Origin of the sequence: Pseudovibrio exalbescens, assembly GCF_028737195.1 — a bacterium.
In the GTDB taxonomy this organism is placed as follows: Bacteria; Pseudomonadota; Alphaproteobacteria; order Rhizobiales; family Stappiaceae; genus Pseudovibrio; species Pseudovibrio zosterae.
Genome location: NZ_JAQZAJ010000006.1, coordinates 101837 through 121941, shown reverse-complemented (window position 1 = coordinate 121941; position 20105 = coordinate 101837). Strand labels below are relative to the sequence as shown.

Annotated in this window: 14 protein-coding genes; 6 read left to right on the top strand and 8 right to left on the bottom strand. The window is 54.5% G+C overall.

Features of this window, described 5'->3' with window-relative positions; all coding sequences use genetic code 11:
* Nucleotides 1-9 precede the first annotated feature (9 nt).
* The 3 genes from PUV47_RS16480 (at nt 10) to PUV47_RS16470 (ending at nt 1157) form a co-directional block, all read left to right on the top strand.
* Nucleotides 10-489 (top strand): hypothetical protein, encoded by a 480-nt coding sequence (locus tag PUV47_RS16480; protein ID WP_274219683.1) that lies wholly within the window; start codon nt 10-12, stop codon nt 487-489.
* A 97-nt stretch (nt 490-586) separates the two neighbouring features.
* Nucleotides 587-847: a TrbC/VirB2 family protein gene (locus tag PUV47_RS16475; protein WP_274219682.1), complete on the top strand. Its 261-nt coding sequence runs from the start codon at nt 587-589 to the stop codon at nt 845-847.
* 10 nt (nt 848-857) lie between these two features.
* Nucleotides 858-1157, top strand: a complete 300-nt coding sequence (locus PUV47_RS16470) for a hypothetical protein (RefSeq protein ID WP_274219681.1) — start codon at nt 858-860, stop codon at nt 1155-1157.
* 24 nt (nt 1158-1181) lie between these two features.
* Here PUV47_RS16470 and PUV47_RS16465 read toward each other — a convergent pair whose 3' ends face one another.
* Nucleotides 1182-2078, bottom strand: a complete 897-nt coding sequence (locus PUV47_RS16465) for an HNH endonuclease (RefSeq protein ID WP_274219680.1) — start codon at nt 2076-2078, stop codon at nt 1182-1184.
* Nucleotides 2079-2316: 238 nt separating this feature from the next.
* Nucleotides 2317-2511, bottom strand: a complete 195-nt coding sequence (locus PUV47_RS16460; RefSeq protein ID WP_274219679.1) for a hypothetical protein — start codon at nt 2509-2511, stop codon at nt 2317-2319.
* Nucleotides 2512-2585: 74 nt separating this feature from the next.
* Between PUV47_RS16460 and PUV47_RS16455 the strand changes: the two genes are divergently transcribed.
* The 3 genes from PUV47_RS16455 to PUV47_RS16445 all read left to right on the top strand — a co-directional run bounded on the left by PUV47_RS16455 (nt 2586) and on the right by PUV47_RS16445 (nt 7247).
* Nucleotides 2586-4598, top strand: a complete 2013-nt coding sequence (locus tag PUV47_RS16455) for an McrB family protein (protein WP_274219678.1) — start codon at nt 2586-2588, stop codon at nt 4596-4598.
* A complete protein-coding gene (locus PUV47_RS16450) occupies nt 4598-5914 on the top strand; it encodes an McrC family protein (protein WP_274219677.1) in 1317 nt (438 codons plus the stop codon). The genes PUV47_RS16455 and PUV47_RS16450 overlap by 1 nt, the downstream gene beginning before the upstream one ends.
* 544 nt (nt 5915-6458) lie before the next feature.
* Nucleotides 6459-7247 carry a hypothetical protein gene (locus tag PUV47_RS16445; RefSeq protein WP_274219676.1) on the top strand — a complete coding sequence of 263 codons (789 nt, stop codon included), beginning with the start codon at nt 6459-6461 and terminating at the stop codon, nt 7245-7247.
* Between the two features lie 318 nt (nt 7248-7565).
* Here the strand turns inward: PUV47_RS16445 and PUV47_RS16440 are convergent, their stop codons facing one another.
* The 6 genes from PUV47_RS16440 to PUV47_RS16415 are packed head-to-tail and all read right to left on the bottom strand — an operon-like array spanning nt 7566 to nt 20103.
* On the bottom strand, nt 7566-9509 hold the full coding sequence (locus tag PUV47_RS16440; RefSeq protein ID WP_274219675.1) for a hypothetical protein: 1944 nt from the start codon (nt 9507-9509) through the stop codon (nt 7566-7568).
* A gap of 17 nt (nt 9510-9526) precedes the next feature.
* Complete coding sequence (locus PUV47_RS16435; RefSeq protein ID WP_274219674.1) at nt 9527-10693, bottom strand: NAD(P)/FAD-dependent oxidoreductase; 1167 nt, start codon at nt 10691-10693, stop codon at nt 9527-9529.
* Nucleotides 10693-12591, bottom strand: coding sequence for a tetratricopeptide repeat protein (locus PUV47_RS16430; RefSeq protein WP_274219673.1), 1899 nt, complete (start codon nt 12589-12591; stop codon nt 10693-10695). The genes PUV47_RS16435 and PUV47_RS16430 overlap by 1 nt, the downstream gene beginning before the upstream one ends.
* 17 nt (nt 12592-12608) lie before the next feature.
* Nucleotides 12609-15089, bottom strand: coding sequence for a lantibiotic dehydratase (locus tag PUV47_RS16425; RefSeq protein WP_274219672.1), 2481 nt, complete (start codon nt 15087-15089; stop codon nt 12609-12611).
* Nucleotides 15086-17641, bottom strand: coding sequence for a lantibiotic dehydratase (locus tag PUV47_RS16420; RefSeq protein WP_274219671.1), 2556 nt, complete (start codon nt 17639-17641; stop codon nt 15086-15088). Before PUV47_RS16420 ends, PUV47_RS16425 begins: the two co-directional genes overlap by 4 nt.
* Nucleotides 17638-20103 carry a lantibiotic dehydratase gene (locus PUV47_RS16415; RefSeq protein ID WP_274219670.1) on the bottom strand — a complete coding sequence of 822 codons (2466 nt, stop codon included), beginning with the start codon at nt 20101-20103 and terminating at the stop codon, nt 17638-17640. The genes PUV47_RS16420 and PUV47_RS16415 overlap by 4 nt, the downstream gene beginning before the upstream one ends.
* Between the last annotated feature and the right edge of the window lie 2 nt (nt 20104-20105).

Below are 20105 nucleotides of genomic sequence, written 5' to 3'. Positions count from 1 at the left end.
GAGAGTGGCATGTTGGAAGATGTCACCGGTGCCGCCAACGACGCGGCAGGGCAGGCTGTGCCTGAGCGCCATGGTCTGGATGCGGTGAGAAACCGGATCAGAAGCCATAACGGGCTGCGGGTGAGTGACGATGACCCCATTCTGATTGCGCACACAATCAACGAAGCGTTGCTGGATGACCTTGATGCGCTGCTTGTTCACCATGCCGAACGAAATGCGCAGTTGGTTCTAAAGCTGAAGGCTGTGCAGGCGGAGGGTGCCCACATTGTTGCGGAAGCCTTGCAGGGTGCTCTTGATAAGGTTGATGAGCGGTCGTCGGCACTATCCGCCCAGCTTGAACAAGCCACGTCAGACCACGTTGTGGCGCAGGGAGCGCAACTGATGGTGCAGCTCGGCGTCATGCTGCAGAAGTTCAAGGCCTACGCTCACACCTTCACGTTTCTGACGCTTTTGGTGTTGTTCGCTGTCTCTGTCTTTCTTTTCAAATAACAAGGATCAAGCCATGAGAACCGAAAACCGGCAAAGCAGCCTTTGTCGCGGTATCTCTGCATTCTGGCGTGCTGCGCACAGCAGACTATTCTAGGCAATGTTGATTGCGGCATCTGTGCTGCCCACCCAAGTTGCGGCTTCTGGATGGGCAGAGCCAGCCGAGGGTGTTTTGGAAGATATTTCCACTGGCCTTGTGAGCATGTCCTCGAGAGTGATTGCCATTGGCATTGTCATTATTGGTGGGTGGGCAGCCGGCTCCGGATACATCGACAAGAAGAAAATGTTTGGTGTGGTTGCCGGGGAGATTTTGATCTTCTACGGCCCACAGGCGATCGAGATGCTGGTCGGCGCAGCGTGAGGCTCCAGAAATGCGCGTTGAATCTGCCGTGCATCGGCATCTCCAACAACCCGGCACCATTTTCGGGGTGCCGCCTTTGTTCTTCACGCTGATTGTCGTTGGTTTGCTTGTAGGTGCCCTGTTCTTTCAAGTTCTGGCAGGTGATGCGGTCGCCTTCAGCTTGGCGTTGTTCGGTCTGCCTCTGGCGCCTGGTGCGGCCGTGTACTGGCGTCGCAAAGAGCCCCACTGCGAAACCTCTAGGTCACAACACCATGATTTATATAGAGTTGTCAAAGAGCACTTGCTGCAAATGATATTTATTCGCAACTAAGGCGTCACCTGTACTTTCGCTGCATCAGGTTTTGAAGCAGTTGTCCCGGTGCCATTGCAGGAAGCGGGCGTGAGGCCGATCTTGCGCTCTCAGGGGCAGGGTTGCGTGGCCGCTTTCATGGATGAACGCGGCGAGGCTGTCACGGTCGTTCACGTGACGCGAAATCAGGATCTCCATTTCATCAGAAAGGCTGATGAGCCCGCGGTCAAACATCCAGTGGGCGGTTCCGGACAGGGCTATGCCGTTGTTGATGCTGTCGGGGCCGTTGTGTTCCACCGGCTGAATATGTGCCGCGTTGACCTCTGCGCGGCCGCCGCCGTTGATGAACTTGAGGCCCGTGACGGCGCAGCGCTCATCATAGGCGCGAATGACCAGCCTGCGAAATGCCTGATCGCGCGCCCGTCGCGACACCAACTGCGTGGGTCGCTCGCCATAGTCGAACACAAAGGTGCTTTGCGGCTCTTCAAAGCCGTGCGGGGTGGTTGTTGCGTCCTCGCGGGGCAGGGTGTCTGCCACCTCTGCAAGGCCCAGGTCCACAATGCGCTGAAAATCCTGAGGCGAGATCGGCCGTACAGCAGCTTGCGCACGGCCGGTCAATTTGCCAGTTTCGTTCAGCAGGCCGCGTTCATGGTAGGTGTCTGGCCCCTTGAAGGGCACCGGGTTGGCAAATTCCAGATAGCTGCCGGGCTCGATTACGGCCAGATACATGCCCGGCGCCTTTGGGTCTTCGATAATAGCTTGAAGGCGGGCAATAGCAAAATAGCCGCGTGAGTGTCTTACCTTGGTTGGTTCAAGATACACAACCCAGTCGCCAATGCTGGAGCGGGCGCGTGAGAGGTACTGCTTGGGAAACTGGTATCGTTCAGCGGGACTGTCATCGTATATTGAATCCGACCGATGCATGAAAACACAATAGCCCATGGCGACCCTGCCTGCTGACTGCAGCAAATCCTGTAAATAAACAACCTCAGGTTTATACAGTATTTGAAAGATTGACCAGGGCGAATGACGGGCCCCTGTGGGCAAGGGACTGCACTCGCAACACCCGTAGAAGGCACAGCGGCACTGCGTGAGACAAGGCGGGTTCAAGGCCTTTGGCGCGCGCCGACTGGTGAGAAAACCTGACGGTGTTTTATACTAAAAGATGCTTCATCCATCATTACGTGCTTTTGCCATTCAAGGTGCCTGCATTGAACGTTAGCAGAGCCATGCACCATGCCAGAATCTGTACGGTTGCGCCGCAGAGCGTGTCGGCAGTCGCGCTGAACGAGGCATTGCCACCGAGCGTTTGCGCGGGGCGCGATGTGACCTGTAGAGCATATTCGGTGGGTGCACAGGCTGTGCGCTGGAGCATGAAGAGAGGTTGCTGAAGTTTGACAGGCGTCGCACGCCGCAATCTACAGATCAAAGTTCGATTTTTGGAAAGCCATGAATAGCGAAGATGCCCTGAAGTTTGTCACGTCCCTTGTTGAGCAGCGAAAAATCCGGCGGATCAGTTCCGCAGCCCGAGCAACCAAAGCTGTGATTTTTCAGACCTTGTCAGGTCGACATTTTGCTGTCGAGATAAATGATGCCAAATCTCGCGGCTACGCGCGCAAGACAAAAATCGTTTGCGAGCGTTCGCCCAATGGCAAAGATCTTGACTGGGACGAAGTCTCGCAGCAGTTGTCCATACCGCTCACCGAACGACAGTTCGCAAGTTCGGCTTATAAGCGGAACGGGGCGGGGCTGGAGCCGGGCCGGCAAATGTCAGCCCACGTTGAGAGTATAGATGTCCTTGGAAAGTTTTTGGAATGGTATGGTGCGATGGGCTCGAAACAGCTTGCCGACGAACGTTTTAGCAAGACGATGATCGAAGCGGCCATGGACGCTTATGATCGCTTTCGTGAAAGTGGCGCGCATCAAGACGTTTTTGGTGGCTTTGGTGATCCGCGCGACTATTGGGTGCGCTCAAGCCGAGAACGCGATGATCCTGTCTACCCCAGCAAGCCGCTTGTTGGATACCTGCTTGAGACGGCTAAACTGAACGGTGGATGGAGCCAGAAAACGTCTGCCGCAGCAAGGCTCCATAATGCCGGTTTCATAATCGTTGATCAGGACAATAAGCCTGTCCCGGCACCCGTAAAGTACGCGCACCTTATCTCAACCGACGAACGCATCGGCCTATGTGCGCTGAACTACTTCATTGAACCAGCACGGGAGCAAAACAAGTCTGAGGTCACCATACGGGCTGGTGATCTGGCCACCGCCATGGGGCTACAAGACGAAATCTCGCTCATTTGCCAGGTTCTCGGCAGCGAAGAGTTTCAGCAGTTGGCCCACGTGCCACCGCCAACTTATAGCGAGACTAATCCTGACAGTTCGACCCTCTTCACTTACACGCTCGCATCGCAAGCGGAGGTGACCACCGTGACAACACAAACGACAGTGCCAACGCGTTCGGCGACCAACCTGATCCTCTACGGACCGCCCGGGACGGGCAAAACCTACCGCACCGCATGGGAGGCGGTCCGACTTTGTCTTGGCGAGCAGGCTGCGGCAGGCCTTCAGGGCAACGAGAAGCGTGATGCGCTGATGGCCGAGTATCGGCGTTTGGAAAGCGAGGGACGGATCGAGTTCGTGACCTTCCATCAGTCCATGTCCTACGAGGAATTCGTCGAAGGCTTGCGACCGAGCACCGGTGAGGCTGCTGGGGAAGGGCCAGAACAAGGGGACGTAGGCATTGGTTTCCGCCTCACACCTCACGACGGCGTGTTCAAGCGCGTCAGTGAGCGGGCAAGACTGGCTGATGCGGCGGATGACTCGTCCGCGCGGGATCATGTCCTGATCATTGATGAGATCAACCGGGCGAATATCTCTAAGGTTTTTGGCGAACTGATTACGCTTCTAGAACCCGACAAGCGGTTGGGCGCGGCGAACGAGATCCGCCTCGTGCTGCCTTACTCAAAGGCGTCCTTCGCTGTGCCGCCGAACCTCCACATCATTGGCACGATGAACACGGCTGACCGCTCTATTGCGCTTCTAGACACGGCATTGCGCCGCCGCTTTACGTTTTGCGAATTGATGCCGAACCCGCTGGTCCTTCCAACGGATGTGGGCGGGATCAATCTCCGGCAGCTCCTGACCACAATGAACGAGCGGATCGAGTATCTCTTTGATCGTGAGCATCAAATCGGACACGCCTATTTTACTGGCTGCGCAACCCGTGCCGATGTGGAGGAAGTGATGCGTCACAAGGTCATCCCACTGCTGGCAGAGTATTTCTACGAGGATTGGTCCAAGGTTGCCGCCGTTCTTGGTGAAACAAATCAAGGCGCTCCACGGTTTCTGGAAGCGCGGCGCTTGGCAGTGCCTGCGGGTATGGCCGAGGATGACTTTTCCGGTGAGAGGCTGAGCTGGCGGGTCAAGGACCAGTTCGATTTCTCGGAGTTCGAGGGCTGATGCCGTCCTATACCGTACGTGAATGGGACACGCTACCACATGGTGACGGTGAGGGCGCCATTCCGGTGGAGTTGGCAAGTCAGTTGGTTGCGGCCGCGAAGATGTCGTCTTTTTCCGGGCGCGGTGGCGGTGGGATACTGGAGGATCGACGGCACGAACTCAGGGCCCGTGGGGTGGTTGGCGTCGTTGCTGCGCAGGATTGCAGCCTCGAGATTCTTCCAAAAATCGACGTTGGGCCGGGGGAGGCACCGGATCGGCAGAATGCCGCGATCCGAAAACGCCTTGTCCATATGCTCGCAGTTGCGCTGGATCTGAAGATCGACATGGGGCGGATCACGGACCTCGATTGGCAGCGCGAGACGCTTCTTGAGATCCTGATCCGGATATTTTGTGATAAGCTGACCGAAGCGGTCCGTCGTGGCCTGCCTCGTCGTTATCGCGCGCATGAGGATGATCTTTCAGCGCTGCGCGGTACACTTGATGTGCCGCGTCAGTTCGCCCGCCATGCATCAAATCCCGAACGTCTTGCTTGTCGCTTCGATGAGTTGTCACAAGACATTGCACTCAACCAGATCATGAAAGCAGCCGTGGTGCATCTCTCCAGAATGTCGAGGAGCGCCGCCAACCAACGGAGCCTTCGCGAACTTGCCTTCGCCTATGCTGAAATCTCTGATGTACCGGTGCGGACCTTGAAATGGGGCGAGGTCATCATCGACCGGACCAATCGTGCGTGGCAAGACCTGTTCGGCATGGCCCACCTGTTTCTGCTTAACCGATATCAGACGACGAGCATTGGCCGGAGCCACGGCACGGCGCTGCTTTTCGAAATGAACGCCCTTTTTGAGGAATATGTCGGTCGACTGGTCACGCGTGCACTGGCAGGAACGGAGTTTGGCGTTTCGCTGCAGGGGGGACGACTTTTCTGCCTTACCTCAGTTGAGGACGATCACCCCGTTTTCCAGACCAAGCCAGACATCCTGATCCGGCGAGCTGGGCAGGTCGTCCATGTGATTGACACGAAATGGAAACGGATATCCGCGCGGATTGATGATCCCAAGATGGGCATTTCGCAAGGGGATGTGTACCAGATGATGGCGTATGCCCAACTCTACACCGCACCCAAGCTGACGCTGCTCTATCCCCATCACGATGGGCTAGGTGCCAATGAGGGCGTTCAAGCGCGATATCGGATCACGGGTCAGGAGACCTTAATCGAGACCGCCAGCGTAGATGTGGCGAATGGGAAGAATCCGGTGTCACGGCTGCGGGACACGCTCTTTGCAGCCCTCATGCAAGAACCTCAGGTTCCCCATTGAAAACAAGAGATCAGGAAGGTGCAAACACGATACGCGCTCCCTGAGGTGCGGCTCCAGCGTGCTTTAGGGTAGCGGTTAGCGTTCAAAATACCCACATTTTTCTTGAAAGACTTCTGCAGGTGGCTTCCAGCCAAGACACTTGCGGGGCGTGATCTTCATACGAATTTTGATAGTTCGACTTCTTACATTACGTATTTCTTGTTAGAGCTCGGCTGTTTCACACGTTCAAATTACCTAATTTAACTACGGAAATCTACAAGGATGAGCAGTGTATTTATGGTATATGCATAGGGCATTGACGACAATTTATATTCTGGATTATATAAAACTTTAAATTTTTTTAAATTAATTTACTATGTGCGCGTGATAAAACGACTCACTATGAATAATCAATGCAACTTATTGAAGAAAGTCGGGTTTAGTTCCGACCAAAGATAATGAATTCTCAGGCGGTCAATGTGCTCCATAAGCGGTCTGCGGTACCGCTAAAATCTTGGAAGCTGAGGCGCTGTCAAGATGGTAATGTTGAAATCAGGAAGTGGTGATGCGCTCTCTTAATGCTTTCACGAGGCTTGTTGTTTCCGGTCTAGTTTTTCTTACGCCGGCGCTAGCTCAGTCAGCCAACAAATCGATTGTGGTATGCGAAAGAGATTGGCTCGGAGACGTTGGATTTACTCTATCCAATAATCTCTGGTTTGATGACGAAATTGGAATTACTCAAGTTTATAGGCATAAGGAAAAGAGAACCGACAAGACGAATGCTCGGAGATATCGCGGTTTCAGATTCTCTTTGCTGAATATGACCTCTGTGGATTTAGGTAAGTACGCGATTTACTCAGTATCAATTCAAGATACCGGGCTTAATGTGCCATTTTATACTTGGAACACATATAAAGGCAATATAGATGGTTTGAACTTTGAAGAAGACATTTCCTATGATATTTTGGTTGCACCTGATAACTATTATTCCGATTACTTGGCGTCGACCGAAGTTTCTGCAGAAATGACGCAGCATTTTGGTGATGAGCAGTGTAAAATTCTTAGAACTGTTTCAGGTTTTGAGATTGAAAAAACTGCGATTTTTGTTTCTGATGAAGATGATACAAATTATATCCAATGTCTGATGGCTGGGGTGGGCATCCATTACGGACTGTCAAATTATGCAAATATTATTCAGTGGATCGACTTACCTTCGGTCACAATAGGTGATTTTCATCCACCTATGTGGTTCAAGTTGCGTCCGCTGAATGTGCTGTATGCAGACTTCGTTTCTTATGGAATGGGTCAAGAGGAATTCTTTAAAAAGATTTCGCAAGTCAATTGTTCTGACTAGTATATATTGGGAAATTGTTATGCAAGACTTAGGGAAGTGGGCGGATCTAAATCAAGATCTTCAGGATCTTCTTGATAATGTTTCGTTTTTTAGCAATGACCGGCAGGCATTTCTTGATGCTCGACTGACCGCGATTTCTAAAAAGCATGGAGTAGTTCTAAATACAACACTCTCTGGCGGGGTTGGGCTAAACTAAAAATAGGGTGAGCACCTCGGGCCAGCGCACACCCCGCTACACACGATAACCCCATAATCCATATTATGGAACCAAAGCAATGCCCAGAAACAAGGTCCTGTGGGCATTTCTGTGTTGTATTGCTAGGCTGAGATATCGGCAGTTTGCCGCTCGGGCACGAGGAGCCCGTGCTCCATTAGTTTCTTCAGTGCCAGTTCAATCTTTTCCCGAGCAGCAGGCGGGAATGATCCCGTCAAGTCTTTCAAGGAAACTGGTTCTTCCGCTTTGTTTAGCAATCCGCCCAAAACGTCACTCAAGTTTAGAATGCGGCCATTGTTCGCATTATACGCGAGCCATGCTTTCTTCGCTGCCACATTGGTTGGTTGCGGAGGTGGTGTGTTTGGCCGAGGTCGGAAGTCGCCATAAAGATCATCTAGTGCGCGGTAGTCAAATTGTGTTTGGACCAGCCGGACACCGGGCGCTTTGGTGACTTTCATATTGTCCCCGAACTCTCCCGTTAGGCCTGATTTCGTCTGTTCTGGTATCTGAATTGCGTTAGGCGTTCCTTCATCGGCATGAAGCGGCGACGGTGGCAAGTCGTTGTCACGGAGCTTGAGGCGGGGCGCCAACTCAGCTGCGGTTTGGAAAAAATTCTCACTGTTGAGCCCGGTTTCACTCCGAAAGTGAAGAGTTCTTGGAAGATCTGCATTTCCCGGATCCATCAGCTCGACGATGCCAAAATCTTCAGGCGTTTGGTGTGCAGGAGAGCCAATTGGCACCCTGTATAACTTTAGACGCAAGATTTGGTCTATCTCATCCCTATTCATTTCAAGGAACGAGATAAACCTCTCGAAGCTCGCAGCCGTATCCCGTGGGAAGCCATAGACCAACGTTAGCGATACATATAGACCAGCCTGCTTGGCAGCACGCCAGGAGGCCAGCAACCCTTCCTGTGCTGACGGCTCATCGGGCCAGCCCGCAAACCCTTTGACCTCAAACATCAATGAGCTCAAGCCCCCATGCGCCAAACGCTGCGCGACCTCCCGTGAAAGCGTTCGGCCGAAACCAAGGGTGGCCGACCATTTAGCCTCCTTCCCGGCCAGAAGCCCCGCCAGATCCAACAGGGCATCGGGCGTGCTCGGTGCCACGAACAGCAGTCGCACTGATGTTTCATCCAGAGCGCCACTTGCCAACATGGAATGAAACGCATGGTTCGACTCCGGAGAGGCTGTTACACGCAGGACAGGCACCGCTGGCCGCTGAAGTGTAAAGGACCCGATTGCACTGACCCAATGGTGGGGGGACACACCGATGTCGGCATCCGCCAGCTTTGCCATGACGCTAGGTTTGTCTGGCAGGATTTCAACGGGAACGTCTGGCAGTGCGCCGCATTTCTTTGCTTTATTCAAGCTCGGCGAAACCGGCCCGCAGAAAACAAGGTTCGGCAGGTCTTCGCCATGCGTGCTGAACTCAGAGAGCGCCTCTAGCAAGCTCATAGCGGGAAGGAGTTGTTGGTCTGCATCAAGCCAGACAAGCCAAGTCTCGGAGGCCTGCACCCCGACCCTTCTAATAAGGACTCGCCAAAAATCGTGATAGGGAAATGATTGATCCTCGCAAACGGCACGGAGATCCGAACTCACTTCTGTACTATGCACAGCGGTTAAGTCGTTGAGACGAAGCTGCCCGTAGTAAGGTGCAATGCCAACTTCGAGCCTTCGTTCTATGTCTTGGCGTAACACATCTTGCCTGCGCGGCGATGCATCCTGTTGAAGTAAAGCACTCAACATATGCCCGGCATCTTCCTCGCTGAGGTCAGACTGCAAAAGCTTGCTGCGCAGCAGACGGTAATAACCGTAGGCGTGATCGCCATTCAACAGCCCCTCATCCGGCGCTGAATCAGCCAGCTTTTCTTCCAGAAGTGCACAGCGGGCTGCAGCATGGGAACCTGAGAGAAAGCGTCGAAATGCCAATTGGTTAGCGTCAAGAAGGTGTCCACCCATAGCGCAAACACGCGCCGCCAGATCTATCAACTCAACATCAGGCGCGGTGGGATCCGTTTGCGGCGGGTAAATCAGGCGAAGTGACATGAACAATTTCTCCCAAACTATGCGGCAACCGAAAAACGGTCGGGTCTGAACGCCTCAAAGTCTTTGTGAGCTGGTTCGCCCAAGGCAAGACCACAGACAACATCAGCGGTGATGGCGCTCAGCAAGACACCATGGCTGCCATGGCCAGTAGCCATGATCAGCCCATCCAGCCCGGCAAAGCGTCCAATCAACGGATAGCCGTCGGGTGTCATGGGGCGAATACCCACAAATTGATCAAGCACAGGCGCTTGCAGGAGTATCGGCACGACCCGCGCGATCTCGGCGAGACTGGAGAGCCCTCCAAGGGTATGATTTGGAGTGCTCTTCCGCGCTTCATGAGTAGCCCCAATCACAACGCGCCCACCCGCCTTCGGCACGATATAGCCGCGGCCCGTAGTAATCACGGGGTCGAAACGGTGACGGCTAGGCAATCCAACGACGATCATTTGCCCACGAACCGGGCTTATGGGCACCTGTAGCCCCATGCCTTCCAGCAGGCTGCCGGTTTGGTAACCTGTCGCGACAATTGTTTCCGCAGCTTTTATCTCAACGCCCGTGGAAAGGCGCCCGCCAATAACACGAGAAGTTGTGTGCACCAATGTTTCAACACGGGTTTGGGTCAGGAGTGTCAGCCCCAAGTCCAGCGCGCACTGTGCCAAGGCAGACACCAGTGCGGGTGGGTATGTGTGATGCGCATGAGCGCCAACAATGCCACCTGCAATGCCCTCGGCAATATAGGGGTGACGCGCCCGCAGTGCAGCTGCATCCAGTTGACGCTCATGGGGATCAGCAAGGCCGGGATCGGCGAGATATGCTGAGAGCAACTCAAGCTCTTTGGAGTCTTGTGCCACGCGCAAATGCGGGCTTTCGACCACACTATGTCGTGCGTGGTACTGCTCGCCGCCGACCTCCGCCACCAGTTGCCGAAACCGCTGCAGACCGGCAATGGATAGCCGTGAGTATGGTGTTCCTGCCTCCCCCTCAGCCACAGTCGTTAACAGACCTGCCCGGGCAGCACTCGCCTCAAGCCCGAGGGCGTCTCGCGCTTCTACCAGCACCACCTTCTTCCCGGCCTGCAGTAAACGCAGGGCGGTTACAACGCCAACCACCCCTCCGCCAATAATAAGGGCGTCAGTGGTGTTTGGTGGTTGCGTAGGGGCTGGATTTCGAAACCGCTCTTCCATTACGACGCTGACTCCCAGTACAAGTTTGTGATGTCAAACGGACGGTTCAGCTTGGTGCCGGGGCGCGGCAAGAATTGGAACTCGACTGGCGCAAAAGCGTTGGCACCAGACTGATCTTCGCCTTCACGCCCCATACTGCCAGAAGAGATGGATTTGTAGAGTGGTTGCTTCACCGCGTTGGCGCCGGCGGTTTTGGTGGTTACGCACCATCGGCAGTACCACAACGCGACCCAGTCAGCACTGATCGCATCATCCGCGCCCATCTCATCCTGAAGACGTACGCACGTTTCAAACCACGTTGAGGCTTCTTCAACCTGCCCCGCCCGATAGAGAACTCCGCCCAGATCGCGTGCAATCAACACCGCATAGAAGAGATCATGGGACTTGCGAGCTTCCGCATATGCTTTCATGAAATGGTCAGAGGCTTCTTCAAACCGATCAACCTTTGTGAGCAGTCCGCCCATCCGATAGTGATAGTGCTTCGCAAAGCTTCCAGCGGCGGAGTTCAGCATGGGTTCAAACACAGACCACCGCTCAATTGCTTTTGGTACCTGACGCGTGAACTCCTCCAAGTTCGTCATGTTAGACAACAGATTGATCTTGAGGTGTATTGAATCGGGCGTCCGTTTGCAGGCTTTGTTGTACTTGATGCCCATCAGGACCTGTTTGCGAGCATTCGCTACGTCGCGCAGCTCGACGAAAGACAGGGCCCGCAAGTTGTAGAGCCAGGCCAAGTCATTCAGCGCGGCATCATCGGTTCGGTCCTTTAACATCGCTATGGCTTTATCAAGGTGCTCGCGGCCTTGCAGTGGCTGACCTAGGCGTTTGATCTTTAACAGTGCAAGGAAGAAATGGCTCATCGCCTTTTCATCAGCCGTATCAGCCAAAGACATGGCATATTGCAACGCCTCTGCCGCGCTTTCGAAACGGCAGGCAAACGCTTCAGCGAAAGCCAGATGCAGCACGAGCTCATGCTGTTGCTTGGGAGAAAACTCGAGAAAGCGCTCACCTATTCGCCCCAGAACGGCCCTTGCCTGGGGGAAGTTCAGTGTGAACACTGCCTCTTCAATCGCCGCGATTGCATGAGCGGCAAGCGTTTCGGGTTGTTCATCTTCCTCAATGGACGTGTTCAGGGCCTCAACCAGTGCTTTCTCGCGTGTGCCAAGGTTGGCAATGCCGTCTATCTCAACAATCTCAAGAGCTGAAACTGGTGATCTCGCGTCTTGATCCAACACAACATGCTTGAGATTTTGCATGACGCCTTCAATCATGGCAGCGCGTCGTTCTTTTTGGCCGATCCAAGGGGCCAGCCCCTCTACAACGGGTTCTTTGAACTCCCCGCCACGGGAAAAGAGGATGAGCGGGCCACCTTCTGGCATGATGTCCGCGACGCGGCGCATGACCCTCACAGACTGTTCGTCCATCCCGTCAACATACACTGCATGCACGACGCCGATCTCGCATTCGTCTGAGCATAGCCATTTGCGCAGCAACCGCCCTAGCGCCACGGTCACGCGCAAAATTTGTTCGGACTCCTTGTGCAAGCGTCGCCGGGATGGCGCTATTGCAATCTCGGTCAGCTCAGGCGCTGCTTTGGAGAAGTCCTTACTTCTCAGCTCAGGGAAGAGCCAAGTCAGTTCGGCCGCAATGCTTTGCAAGAACTCTTTGTTCTCGGGATCTGCTTCCGCCCAGGAAAAAGCCCGGGCGACCAAGGGGGCAATGCTGCCGAAGCCAAGTGTTGCGTCGCCAACCACAGGTCGAACGCGCAGCACCAAGGGCTTTGCGGTCGGAACCTGTTCAAAGAGCCTAGCCTCTGCTCGATCAGGCTCAAGGGCAACGGGCACAAAGTAAGCCTGAGGTGAGGTCAAGACTTGCGAGTTCTGGATTGATTGCAACATGCTTGGCTCCAATTTTGTCAAGAGGCTTCGTGCTCTGCAACAGCGGCATAGGTGCAGCGAATTTCGGCGGTATGGGGCTTGCCTGTTCCCACATCAAGCCAGAGTCCGTTGTCATCCGGCATCATCTCGGTGAGCACCGCGTGTCCTTCTGACGGCATTAGCGCCTCCAGATACTCCAGACTTAAAGGGCTGCGGAAATCGACCATAACCGGTTTGGGCTGACCGGGAATTTTCGCAAAGACTTGTTCCGGCAGCCCGGCTTTCAGCTGCGCGCGGCGCACACCTGTCATCAAGGCACTGGTATCGCCTCCACTGCCGCTGTCCAGCCCCAACTCAGTGCGATCAAGGATCCAGCGCGCCCGCTGCAGAACGATCTCATCCACTTCAATGCGAGGCGTAAACGCGCCGAACGAAATGGTGAAAGGTACCACGCGTGGCAGCGCAAAGATTTGATGCAATAAAGAAGACAGCTCCCCATTAAAGAGGGCGAGCGGGACCTCACTCGCGTCGTGCATCAATGCAAGGCCGTCATGCTGTACCCTCACCCAAACCTCGGAAAGGTCGATAGTTTCAACGCCATCTGTATCGGCTCCGGCAGATACAGGAATAGTCACTCCGGGATACCGAAATGGTGTGATTTTCAGCCGAGTAGATCCGGCAATGTTTGCGCAATTCGGGCCGCTTATTGGCGCCAGAAAAGCCCACATTTCCTCTTGCGGTTTGGGGTGCTGAGGATGCAGGCCGAGGGCCCATCCCCACACCATGGCTGTATCATGCACCTCCCCCAAAACCATGCGCGGAGCACCTGCTGGTGTTTTGGCGATCATTATGTCCGGTGAACAGATCAGAGGCGTTTGATCATGCTGCTGGTCAGCGAGCTGCTTAGCTGCCGCCACCAAACTGGATCCCGGCACTTTCAGCACTTCGATACCGTCTTCTTTGTATCGATCCCCAAGGCGCTCAAGGAGCTCCTCATTTGTTAGGTGTTGCGCAACAGCTGACTGAAAGGATGCGGCCTCACTCTCCCACTCTTTCAGCTTTTCATGGCCCAGCACATCCCGCATGAATTTGGCAAAAGGAACCTGGGCCGTGCTTTCACCGTAGAGCGATTGATAAATCTGTTTGCCAAGCGTTTTCAAAAACGCTGAGCGCTGCTGGCCAGCCAAAGCCCAGATATCGAGTAAGGGAGCTAGGTTTGCCGTCATTTTTTCTGCAAACGCCGAGGCCATTTCGCCATGTTCAAGAGGCCCCACACCCTCTTCATAGAGCAGAAACCTATCTGCGTAGATGGAACCTTGATTTCGGCTTGACTCCTGCCCCGTGAACTTGGTGAACAGCTCGTTTGCTTCTTTCAAGAGAGCCTGTTTTTGTGGCGCATCGGCAAGGGGATAGAGTGCCTTTTTTCGGCAAAGCATGCCCAACAAGTCTCGCCAGATGCTGATCTGTTCATCGTCAATGTCAAGTGCGTCTAGCCAGTCTTTCAGCCATTGCAGAGCATCCGCTTCCTGCATTGGCACATGGATGCCCATCTCAACCAGACGTTTTTCCATAAAGGGCCGTAGCACGTCCTCCAGAGCCTCTGGACAGAGGTCAGCTTCCCGTGCCAGTTCACCAAGTGACCAGCCCTTGTTGAGGCAACTCAGTACCTCACGTTGTTGCCTGGAGAGCTTTACGCTCCGGTTTGCTGCCGCTATCCAGAGCGTACCATCCTCTCGCACCGTGCACCCCGGCACCAACACCGGCTTCAACCCAGTGCGTACCGTTGGATGGCTGGCAATCGTTGTCGCCAACGCCTTGACGGCCCAAAAAGCCATAAAGGCCCTGCGTTTCACCCCCTCAGCGGAGAGTGAGTAGCGGATTGGCCAAGTCTCCGCCTCCTCGGGGCTGGCGTGATGAAGTACCTTGCCATAGTTGATCGGCCCGAAAAAGCTGGTCGTCTCGTTTTTTGCGGTAAACCGTTGCAGGTACAATGCAAGTTGTCGCTCCTGTCGGCGGACAGCACTGGTGCGTTCTTCCGCCGGTGCTGACAGGTTTTCAAGCCCGTTCTTGTACATGCTGGGACTTGAGAGGAACACAGCCTCGTGAAGCAGCGGATCGTCAAACGCGTTCGTCAAGTGCTTGCGTGCGGCCAGCAATTCTTGACGCAATGTCTGCTCTACTTCCTGTTGAAGTGGGGGCAGCGCTGAGAGGGCTTCATTCCAGGCAACCATATCCGCCTTGAGCGTAGGCTCGGCCGCTGCCAGCTCAAGTCGTTCTTGGGAGAACGCGGCCTTGCCCGCAAGTGACTTGAACAAACTCTTTCGCTTGAGGCCGGGCAATTTGGGAAGCTCCATCCACCTTGAAGCCATCTCTTGTGCAAGCTGCTCCAGTCGCTGTTCTTCCTTCAGCAATCGATCGACCATCTGTGCGGTCTGGCAGCAGTTCAGACCTTGAAGAAGTTCGAGCGGAAACCCGGCGGAGCGGATCAGAAAATGCGGTGCAAGCTTCCATTTTCTCATGAGCTGGCTCCTCCCACCATCAGCATCCGCAGTTCGCTGGTGTAGGACCTGCCATCTGGGCCGCTGAACCAAAGGCGGTCACCATCTGGCAGCATTTCGCTCAGGCGCAATGCACCGTCACCACGGGCCGCACCGAGCACAGCCTCTACAGACAATGGGTTCTCAAGGTCCATCAGAATTGGTTTGGGTTCGCTTTCAATTTTGACAAAACTGAACTGCGAAATGAAACGCTCTGACGCCAACTGGCGCATGGCACGAAAGCGCTCCATCAAAGCCTTGTGTGCCTTGACCTGCGCCAAATCATGGGCGGCGATCGTCCATTCCGCCCGCTTGAAGATAAAAGCGTGACGTCCCAGTCGTGGCGAGAAATCCCTCTCAGAAGGCAGTGGCTCAGGCAGACGCAAAATTGGGTAGGAAAACAGCTCGAACGGCCTGTATGCCATTGGATCGAAACCGAATGCTGGCGGCAGGAAACTGACCTCGCGCTGGCTTTGGGGATCGAGCAATACCAGACGTTCTCGCTCCCGTATTACGTGAAGATCTGCCAACCCCAAGGACTTGGCGGATGTTCGGTTGGGCGCGGTTCCAGTCAACTCAACATTCAATGCGGGGTAGACTTGCGGCGAAGTCTTCATGTGCCGCGCCAATACAAGATTGGCCGCCAGCCTTTCATCTAGCCCCGTTCGCTCTTGAACAATGGCGTCAAGCTGGCCACGCAGTTCATCATGGGATTGATGAAGAGCCAACATCCAACCATCCATGGTGATGCCATGGTGTACTTCACCCAGAACCCATTGAAGTTGTCGCTCGCCACCTGCCAGACTTTCGGCAATAAGAAGGTCCGGTGACATGAACCACACAGGATCAAGCTCAAGATCGCTTGCTAGCTGTTGCTGCAGATCTCGCGGCCACTCTTCTGTGGCACTTACCCGTTCCAGAATTTCAAACCAGTTTGCCCTGAAACCGTCATGTGCCCTCACGAGGGCGCGTGTCTCGTCACTGATCAGCGCGGCCGCTGCCTCGCCGGCATCAACACGCATCATCCTCTTGGCAAACTGATCAAAACGCACCCGTTCACGGCCCGGAAACCAGAGGTCATATTGTGCCATGGACCGTGCCATGTGGATCTTGTGCAGCCAGTGCGTGTTGACCCTGCAGGCCAGCGCCAGTGCTTCCAGGTCTTCAGTGATAGGATCCAAGGCGCTTTGCGCAAGATGCAAGTTTGCGCCGCCAAATCCCTCTTCATAGAACAGTTGGCGGGTGCGGAACATGCGCCCTTCATTGCGCCGTGCTGCACCCCCTAGCTTGTGAGAAAAAAGCTGCTCTGCGCGTTCCAAGAGATCCCGTTTTTGCGCTTCGTCCGCCTCAGCAAAGGCCAAACGGGCATCGTTGATCTGGTACGCGAAAGCCAGCCAATCCGCCCTCACTCTGGTTTCAGCCGTAGTCGCAGGCTCTAAGGCCAAGAGCGCTTCGATAAGCGCGCTCAGCTGGTCGACCCTTGCCGAGGGAACGGTCAATCTTCGCGTGGCGAAGCCTTGCTCAACAAGCGGTGTAAGGCGCTGTTCGACAAATGCCTCGCTCGTGCCGAGTACTTGCGCCAGTTTTCGCTGCGACATGCCTTCGTGGATCCAATCGGTTTCCCGGTGGCGTCGCCTTGGTCCCTGTAACACAACAGGCAGGATTGCCTTCAGATCCGGCTCCTTCGAGATCTTGTCAAGAATCTCTGCGACCAACCATTCTGCGGCATAGGCGACCCGGCGTTTGGCCTGATAGCTCAAGTTGAGTGCAGGCGCGTCGTCTGCATTTTGGTCGATACGGCCGTAGTTGATTGGGCCAAAGAAGCTGTTGGTCTCATTCTTTGAAGCAAAGCGCTGCAGATACATCCAAAGCGTGTTCTCACGCTGACGCGCTTTGGTGTTTCTTTCCTTGCCTTCTGGGCATTCCAGCCGAGTAAACAAGTCAGCCAGAGTTGCATTCGAGAGAAAGACGGCTTGCTTGAAATCTGATTGAGAAGCCTGATCCCATAACGCACGACGGCTTTCGGCAAACGCACTCTCGAAAGCTGAAGTCGTGCTGCGTTGGAGCGGCCGCATGGCATTTTGCAGTGCCCCATAGTTTTTGGCCCAGTCACGCAATCCTGCATCCGTGCCGTACTCTGCGGCCAATGCTTCGATGAACCCCTCAACTCCTTGCAGCGGTTCGCCACGTTGTGCCTGCTTGTTCAGACGATTGAGGTCTTTGCGCAAGGGACGAGCCCTATCGGCTGATCCGGACTTCAGAACATCAAACAACTCGGGTAACAAGCGGACCTTGAGGTCCTGCTGAGCCTCATTAAGCTCCATTTCATGGCGATCCAGAAGATCAATTTGCTCTATCGTATCTTCATCAAGCGAAATACGGTTCAAGAGATCGAACGGAAAACCTGCTGAACGCAGAACGAAATGCCGCCAAATCTCACATTGCGGGCTGAGATGCACAAGCTCAGGCGCAGAGGTGGTATGTCGATGGGCCGTCTCTCCATCGGCTGATGAGGTGTTAAGGATCACGCTCATGAGGCAACCCCCGTCTCAACACGAGGGCGGACGCATGTGCCGCGGATCTCTACGCTGTAGCTCCCCTCGGCGTCTGAAAGCCACAGCTCCTTGTCGTTGGGGAGCATTTCTACAAATGTAAGGCGTTCATCCTCCCCAAGCGCCTGAATTACGCTGGCGCATGCGTTCACATTATCAAGATCAAGGAACAAGGGTTTTTTCTCGGATGGCACGCGAACAAAACTGAGATTTGGGATGCCATTCCGTCGGCAAACGCGCCGCAATGCGAGCATGATCTGCAACTCGTTGGGCTCGTGCAGATTGTCGAGCAACTCTTTGCGGGTTACCTCCCAGCGGGCTCGCTGAAAAACGACATCTCCAACCAGGATGCGCGGCGTATACCCTTCAAAACGAACGGGCGGTGCAGCAAGCGGTGGCACCGAGAACGCCCACAGGTGAAGTTTGTCATCCCCAGCGTGATAAAGGTTGAACTGTCGTCCATCTTTACGGCTGACCAAGTGCAATACTGGGTCCGTTGTTTCAGCGGTGCGTACCACATCCAGGTCGCGGATCGCCACTCGATCCGTGCCCTCTCCTGCTAGTCCGGTCAGTTCAATGAAGGTACCGGGGAAACCATCGTTGATCAGGCCTTTGTGCCGACGCGCGTTGAGAACCGTAGCAAGATTGCCATACCCATCCAGTTGGCCTATGTGATCTTCGACCCTGCGGCGCACGCTTTTGGCATCATGATGAAACAGGAATTGCGACCCCCACATTGCGAGGAACTGGTGCACTTCCCCCATAACGATCTGATAGCGACCATCGCTCAGGTCCTGTTGCGTTGGGGCGCACAGCATAAGATCCGGAGACGTGTGCACCGCCAATCCCGTATCCAGATGCGCAAACTGGGTAAAGTCTTCAGCCCTCAGCCGCGAAACGCCGTCCTGCTGCCGCTCTTTTACCAGCGCGCTCAGTTGGGCCAAGAAACCCCGCACTTCGGCACCGGCATCGGGCAAGGCACCACTGTTCTCTAGGGCATCAATGCCTGAAATGAACTCCAGGTACGGAATGCGAGTGCGCTCTTCCGCAATCTGATCGAACGCCAGTCGTGCGCGCTCCAAATTTGACCGGTGTCCTACATGTCCGTAGATCGTGAGCAGCTTGAGCACGGGCTGCAAGCGTTCCATCATCTGTTCTGTGAACGACGTATTGAATGAGAACTCATCAAGCGTGCCGCTGCATTCTTCATACATCAATGTGCGGTCGGCATAGGTTTCTCCACCCTTTCGCCGTGCCTCCACACCGGTCACTTTTGTAAAAAATTGTTCAATCTCTCGCGTGATGTGCGCGCGGGTGTCCACATCAGCGCCAGCGAGGCGTTCCAACTCAACGTTGAAATGGCTGAGCACAGGGAGCCATGTTTCCTGCACACGGCTCTCCAATGGCATTTCGCGCAGCATTTGTTCGAGCGTTGCCATTGGATTGAACACAGTTGAGGGCAGCGATATCTCAGCCAGCACAAATCGACCGAGTATCTTGTCCAAGAGCCGTTCATCGCCAATGGCCTTGCGCAGCTGCTCTAAGCTGGAACAAGTCTCGACTTGCTGAAAAGCCTCAAGCACCCTGGCTGGCAACTTTAACGGTGTTCCGGCGAACGAGGCGCTTGGAGCATCTCCCTCGGTCTGTAGAACCAGCAAGGGGTGCAGCCGCACAGGCAAGCCTGCCGATACCTTTGGATCGGCTGCAATGGCTTTAGCCAGCGCCTCCACCATCCAGAACGAATAGTATACGCGGCGTTCACTCAGTTTTTTGCCGTTTTTCCGTATACGGACAGGCTCTTCATGGTCCGCGTTGAAAACGCCATAGTTCATCGGGCCAAAAAAGCTTGCCGTTTCGTTTTTCGCGCAAACGCGATGGAGATAAAGAGCAAGGCGTCGCTCTTGTGCCTTTCGGCGTTCCCGCCCTTCAACAAACCGCTTGAACGATTTCTCGTAGAGGTCCGGGTTGGATATGTAGATTGCTTCTGCCAACCAAGGATCTTCTGCATAGAGCTGACGAATTGTTTGTGTGGTCAGTGGCCTTTCACTTTCGAACGCATCCTGCGATATCTTTTCAGCATCACGAATTTGTTCCGTCAGCTGTGCAAACGCCGATAGTTGTTCAGCAAAATCCTGATCTGACTGGCTATCTCCCCACGCAGCCAATGCCATGCGATCGAATGTACCTCGTCCCACCTTTGTTCTGGCGCGCGAGAGCCGTTTTAACTCTGCCTTGTCGTTTTTCACCCGATCAACAGCGGAGACAAAACCCGTTGCCAGCAATTTGGCTTTCAGTTGCTCCCTCTCAAGTTCAAGCGCAACAAGAACGTCCAGCTCATTAGCTGTCTTGTTCATGCGAAGAGCTGTCAGGCGGTCAAAAGCGAAACCTGCGTGACGCACCACCATGTCGGGTATGATCTGCCAATGGGAATCTTGTGATTTCATGA

Excerpts from the sequence above, each read along its gene's own strand:
- PUV47_RS16480 (WP_274219683.1), top strand. The coding sequence starts at position 10 with ATGTTGGAAGATGTCACCGGTGCCGCCAACGACGCGGCAGGGCAGGCT.
- PUV47_RS16475 (WP_274219682.1), top strand. The coding sequence starts at position 587 with ATGTTGATTGCGGCATCTGTGCTGCCCACCCAAGTTGCGGCTTCTGGA.
- PUV47_RS16470 (WP_274219681.1), top strand. The coding sequence starts at position 858 with ATGCGCGTTGAATCTGCCGTGCATCGGCATCTCCAACAACCCGGCACC.
- PUV47_RS16465 (WP_274219680.1), bottom strand. The coding sequence starts at position 2,078 with ATGGGCTATTGTGTTTTCATGCATCGGTCGGATTCAATATACGATGAC.
- PUV47_RS16460 (WP_274219679.1), bottom strand. The coding sequence starts at position 2,511 with ATGCTCCAGCGCACAGCCTGTGCACCCACCGAATATGCTCTACAGGTC.
- PUV47_RS16455 (WP_274219678.1), top strand. The coding sequence starts at position 2,586 with ATGAATAGCGAAGATGCCCTGAAGTTTGTCACGTCCCTTGTTGAGCAG.
- PUV47_RS16450 (WP_274219677.1), top strand. The coding sequence starts at position 4,598 with ATGCCGTCCTATACCGTACGTGAATGGGACACGCTACCACATGGTGAC.
- PUV47_RS16445 (WP_274219676.1), top strand. The coding sequence starts at position 6,459 with ATGCGCTCTCTTAATGCTTTCACGAGGCTTGTTGTTTCCGGTCTAGTT.
- PUV47_RS16440 (WP_274219675.1), bottom strand. The coding sequence starts at position 9,509 with ATGTCACTTCGCCTGATTTACCCGCCGCAAACGGATCCCACCGCGCCT.
- PUV47_RS16435 (WP_274219674.1), bottom strand. The coding sequence starts at position 10,693 with ATGGAAGAGCGGTTTCGAAATCCAGCCCCTACGCAACCACCAAACACC.
- PUV47_RS16430 (WP_274219673.1), bottom strand. The coding sequence starts at position 12,591 with ATGTTGCAATCAATCCAGAACTCGCAAGTCTTGACCTCACCTCAGGCT.
- PUV47_RS16425 (WP_274219672.1), bottom strand. The coding sequence starts at position 15,089 with ATGAGAAAATGGAAGCTTGCACCGCATTTTCTGATCCGCTCCGCCGGG.
- PUV47_RS16420 (WP_274219671.1), bottom strand. The coding sequence starts at position 17,641 with ATGAGCGTGATCCTTAACACCTCATCAGCCGATGGAGAGACGGCCCAT.
- PUV47_RS16415 (WP_274219670.1), bottom strand. The coding sequence starts at position 20,103 with ATGAAATCACAAGATTCCCATTGGCAGATCATACCCGACATGGTGGTG.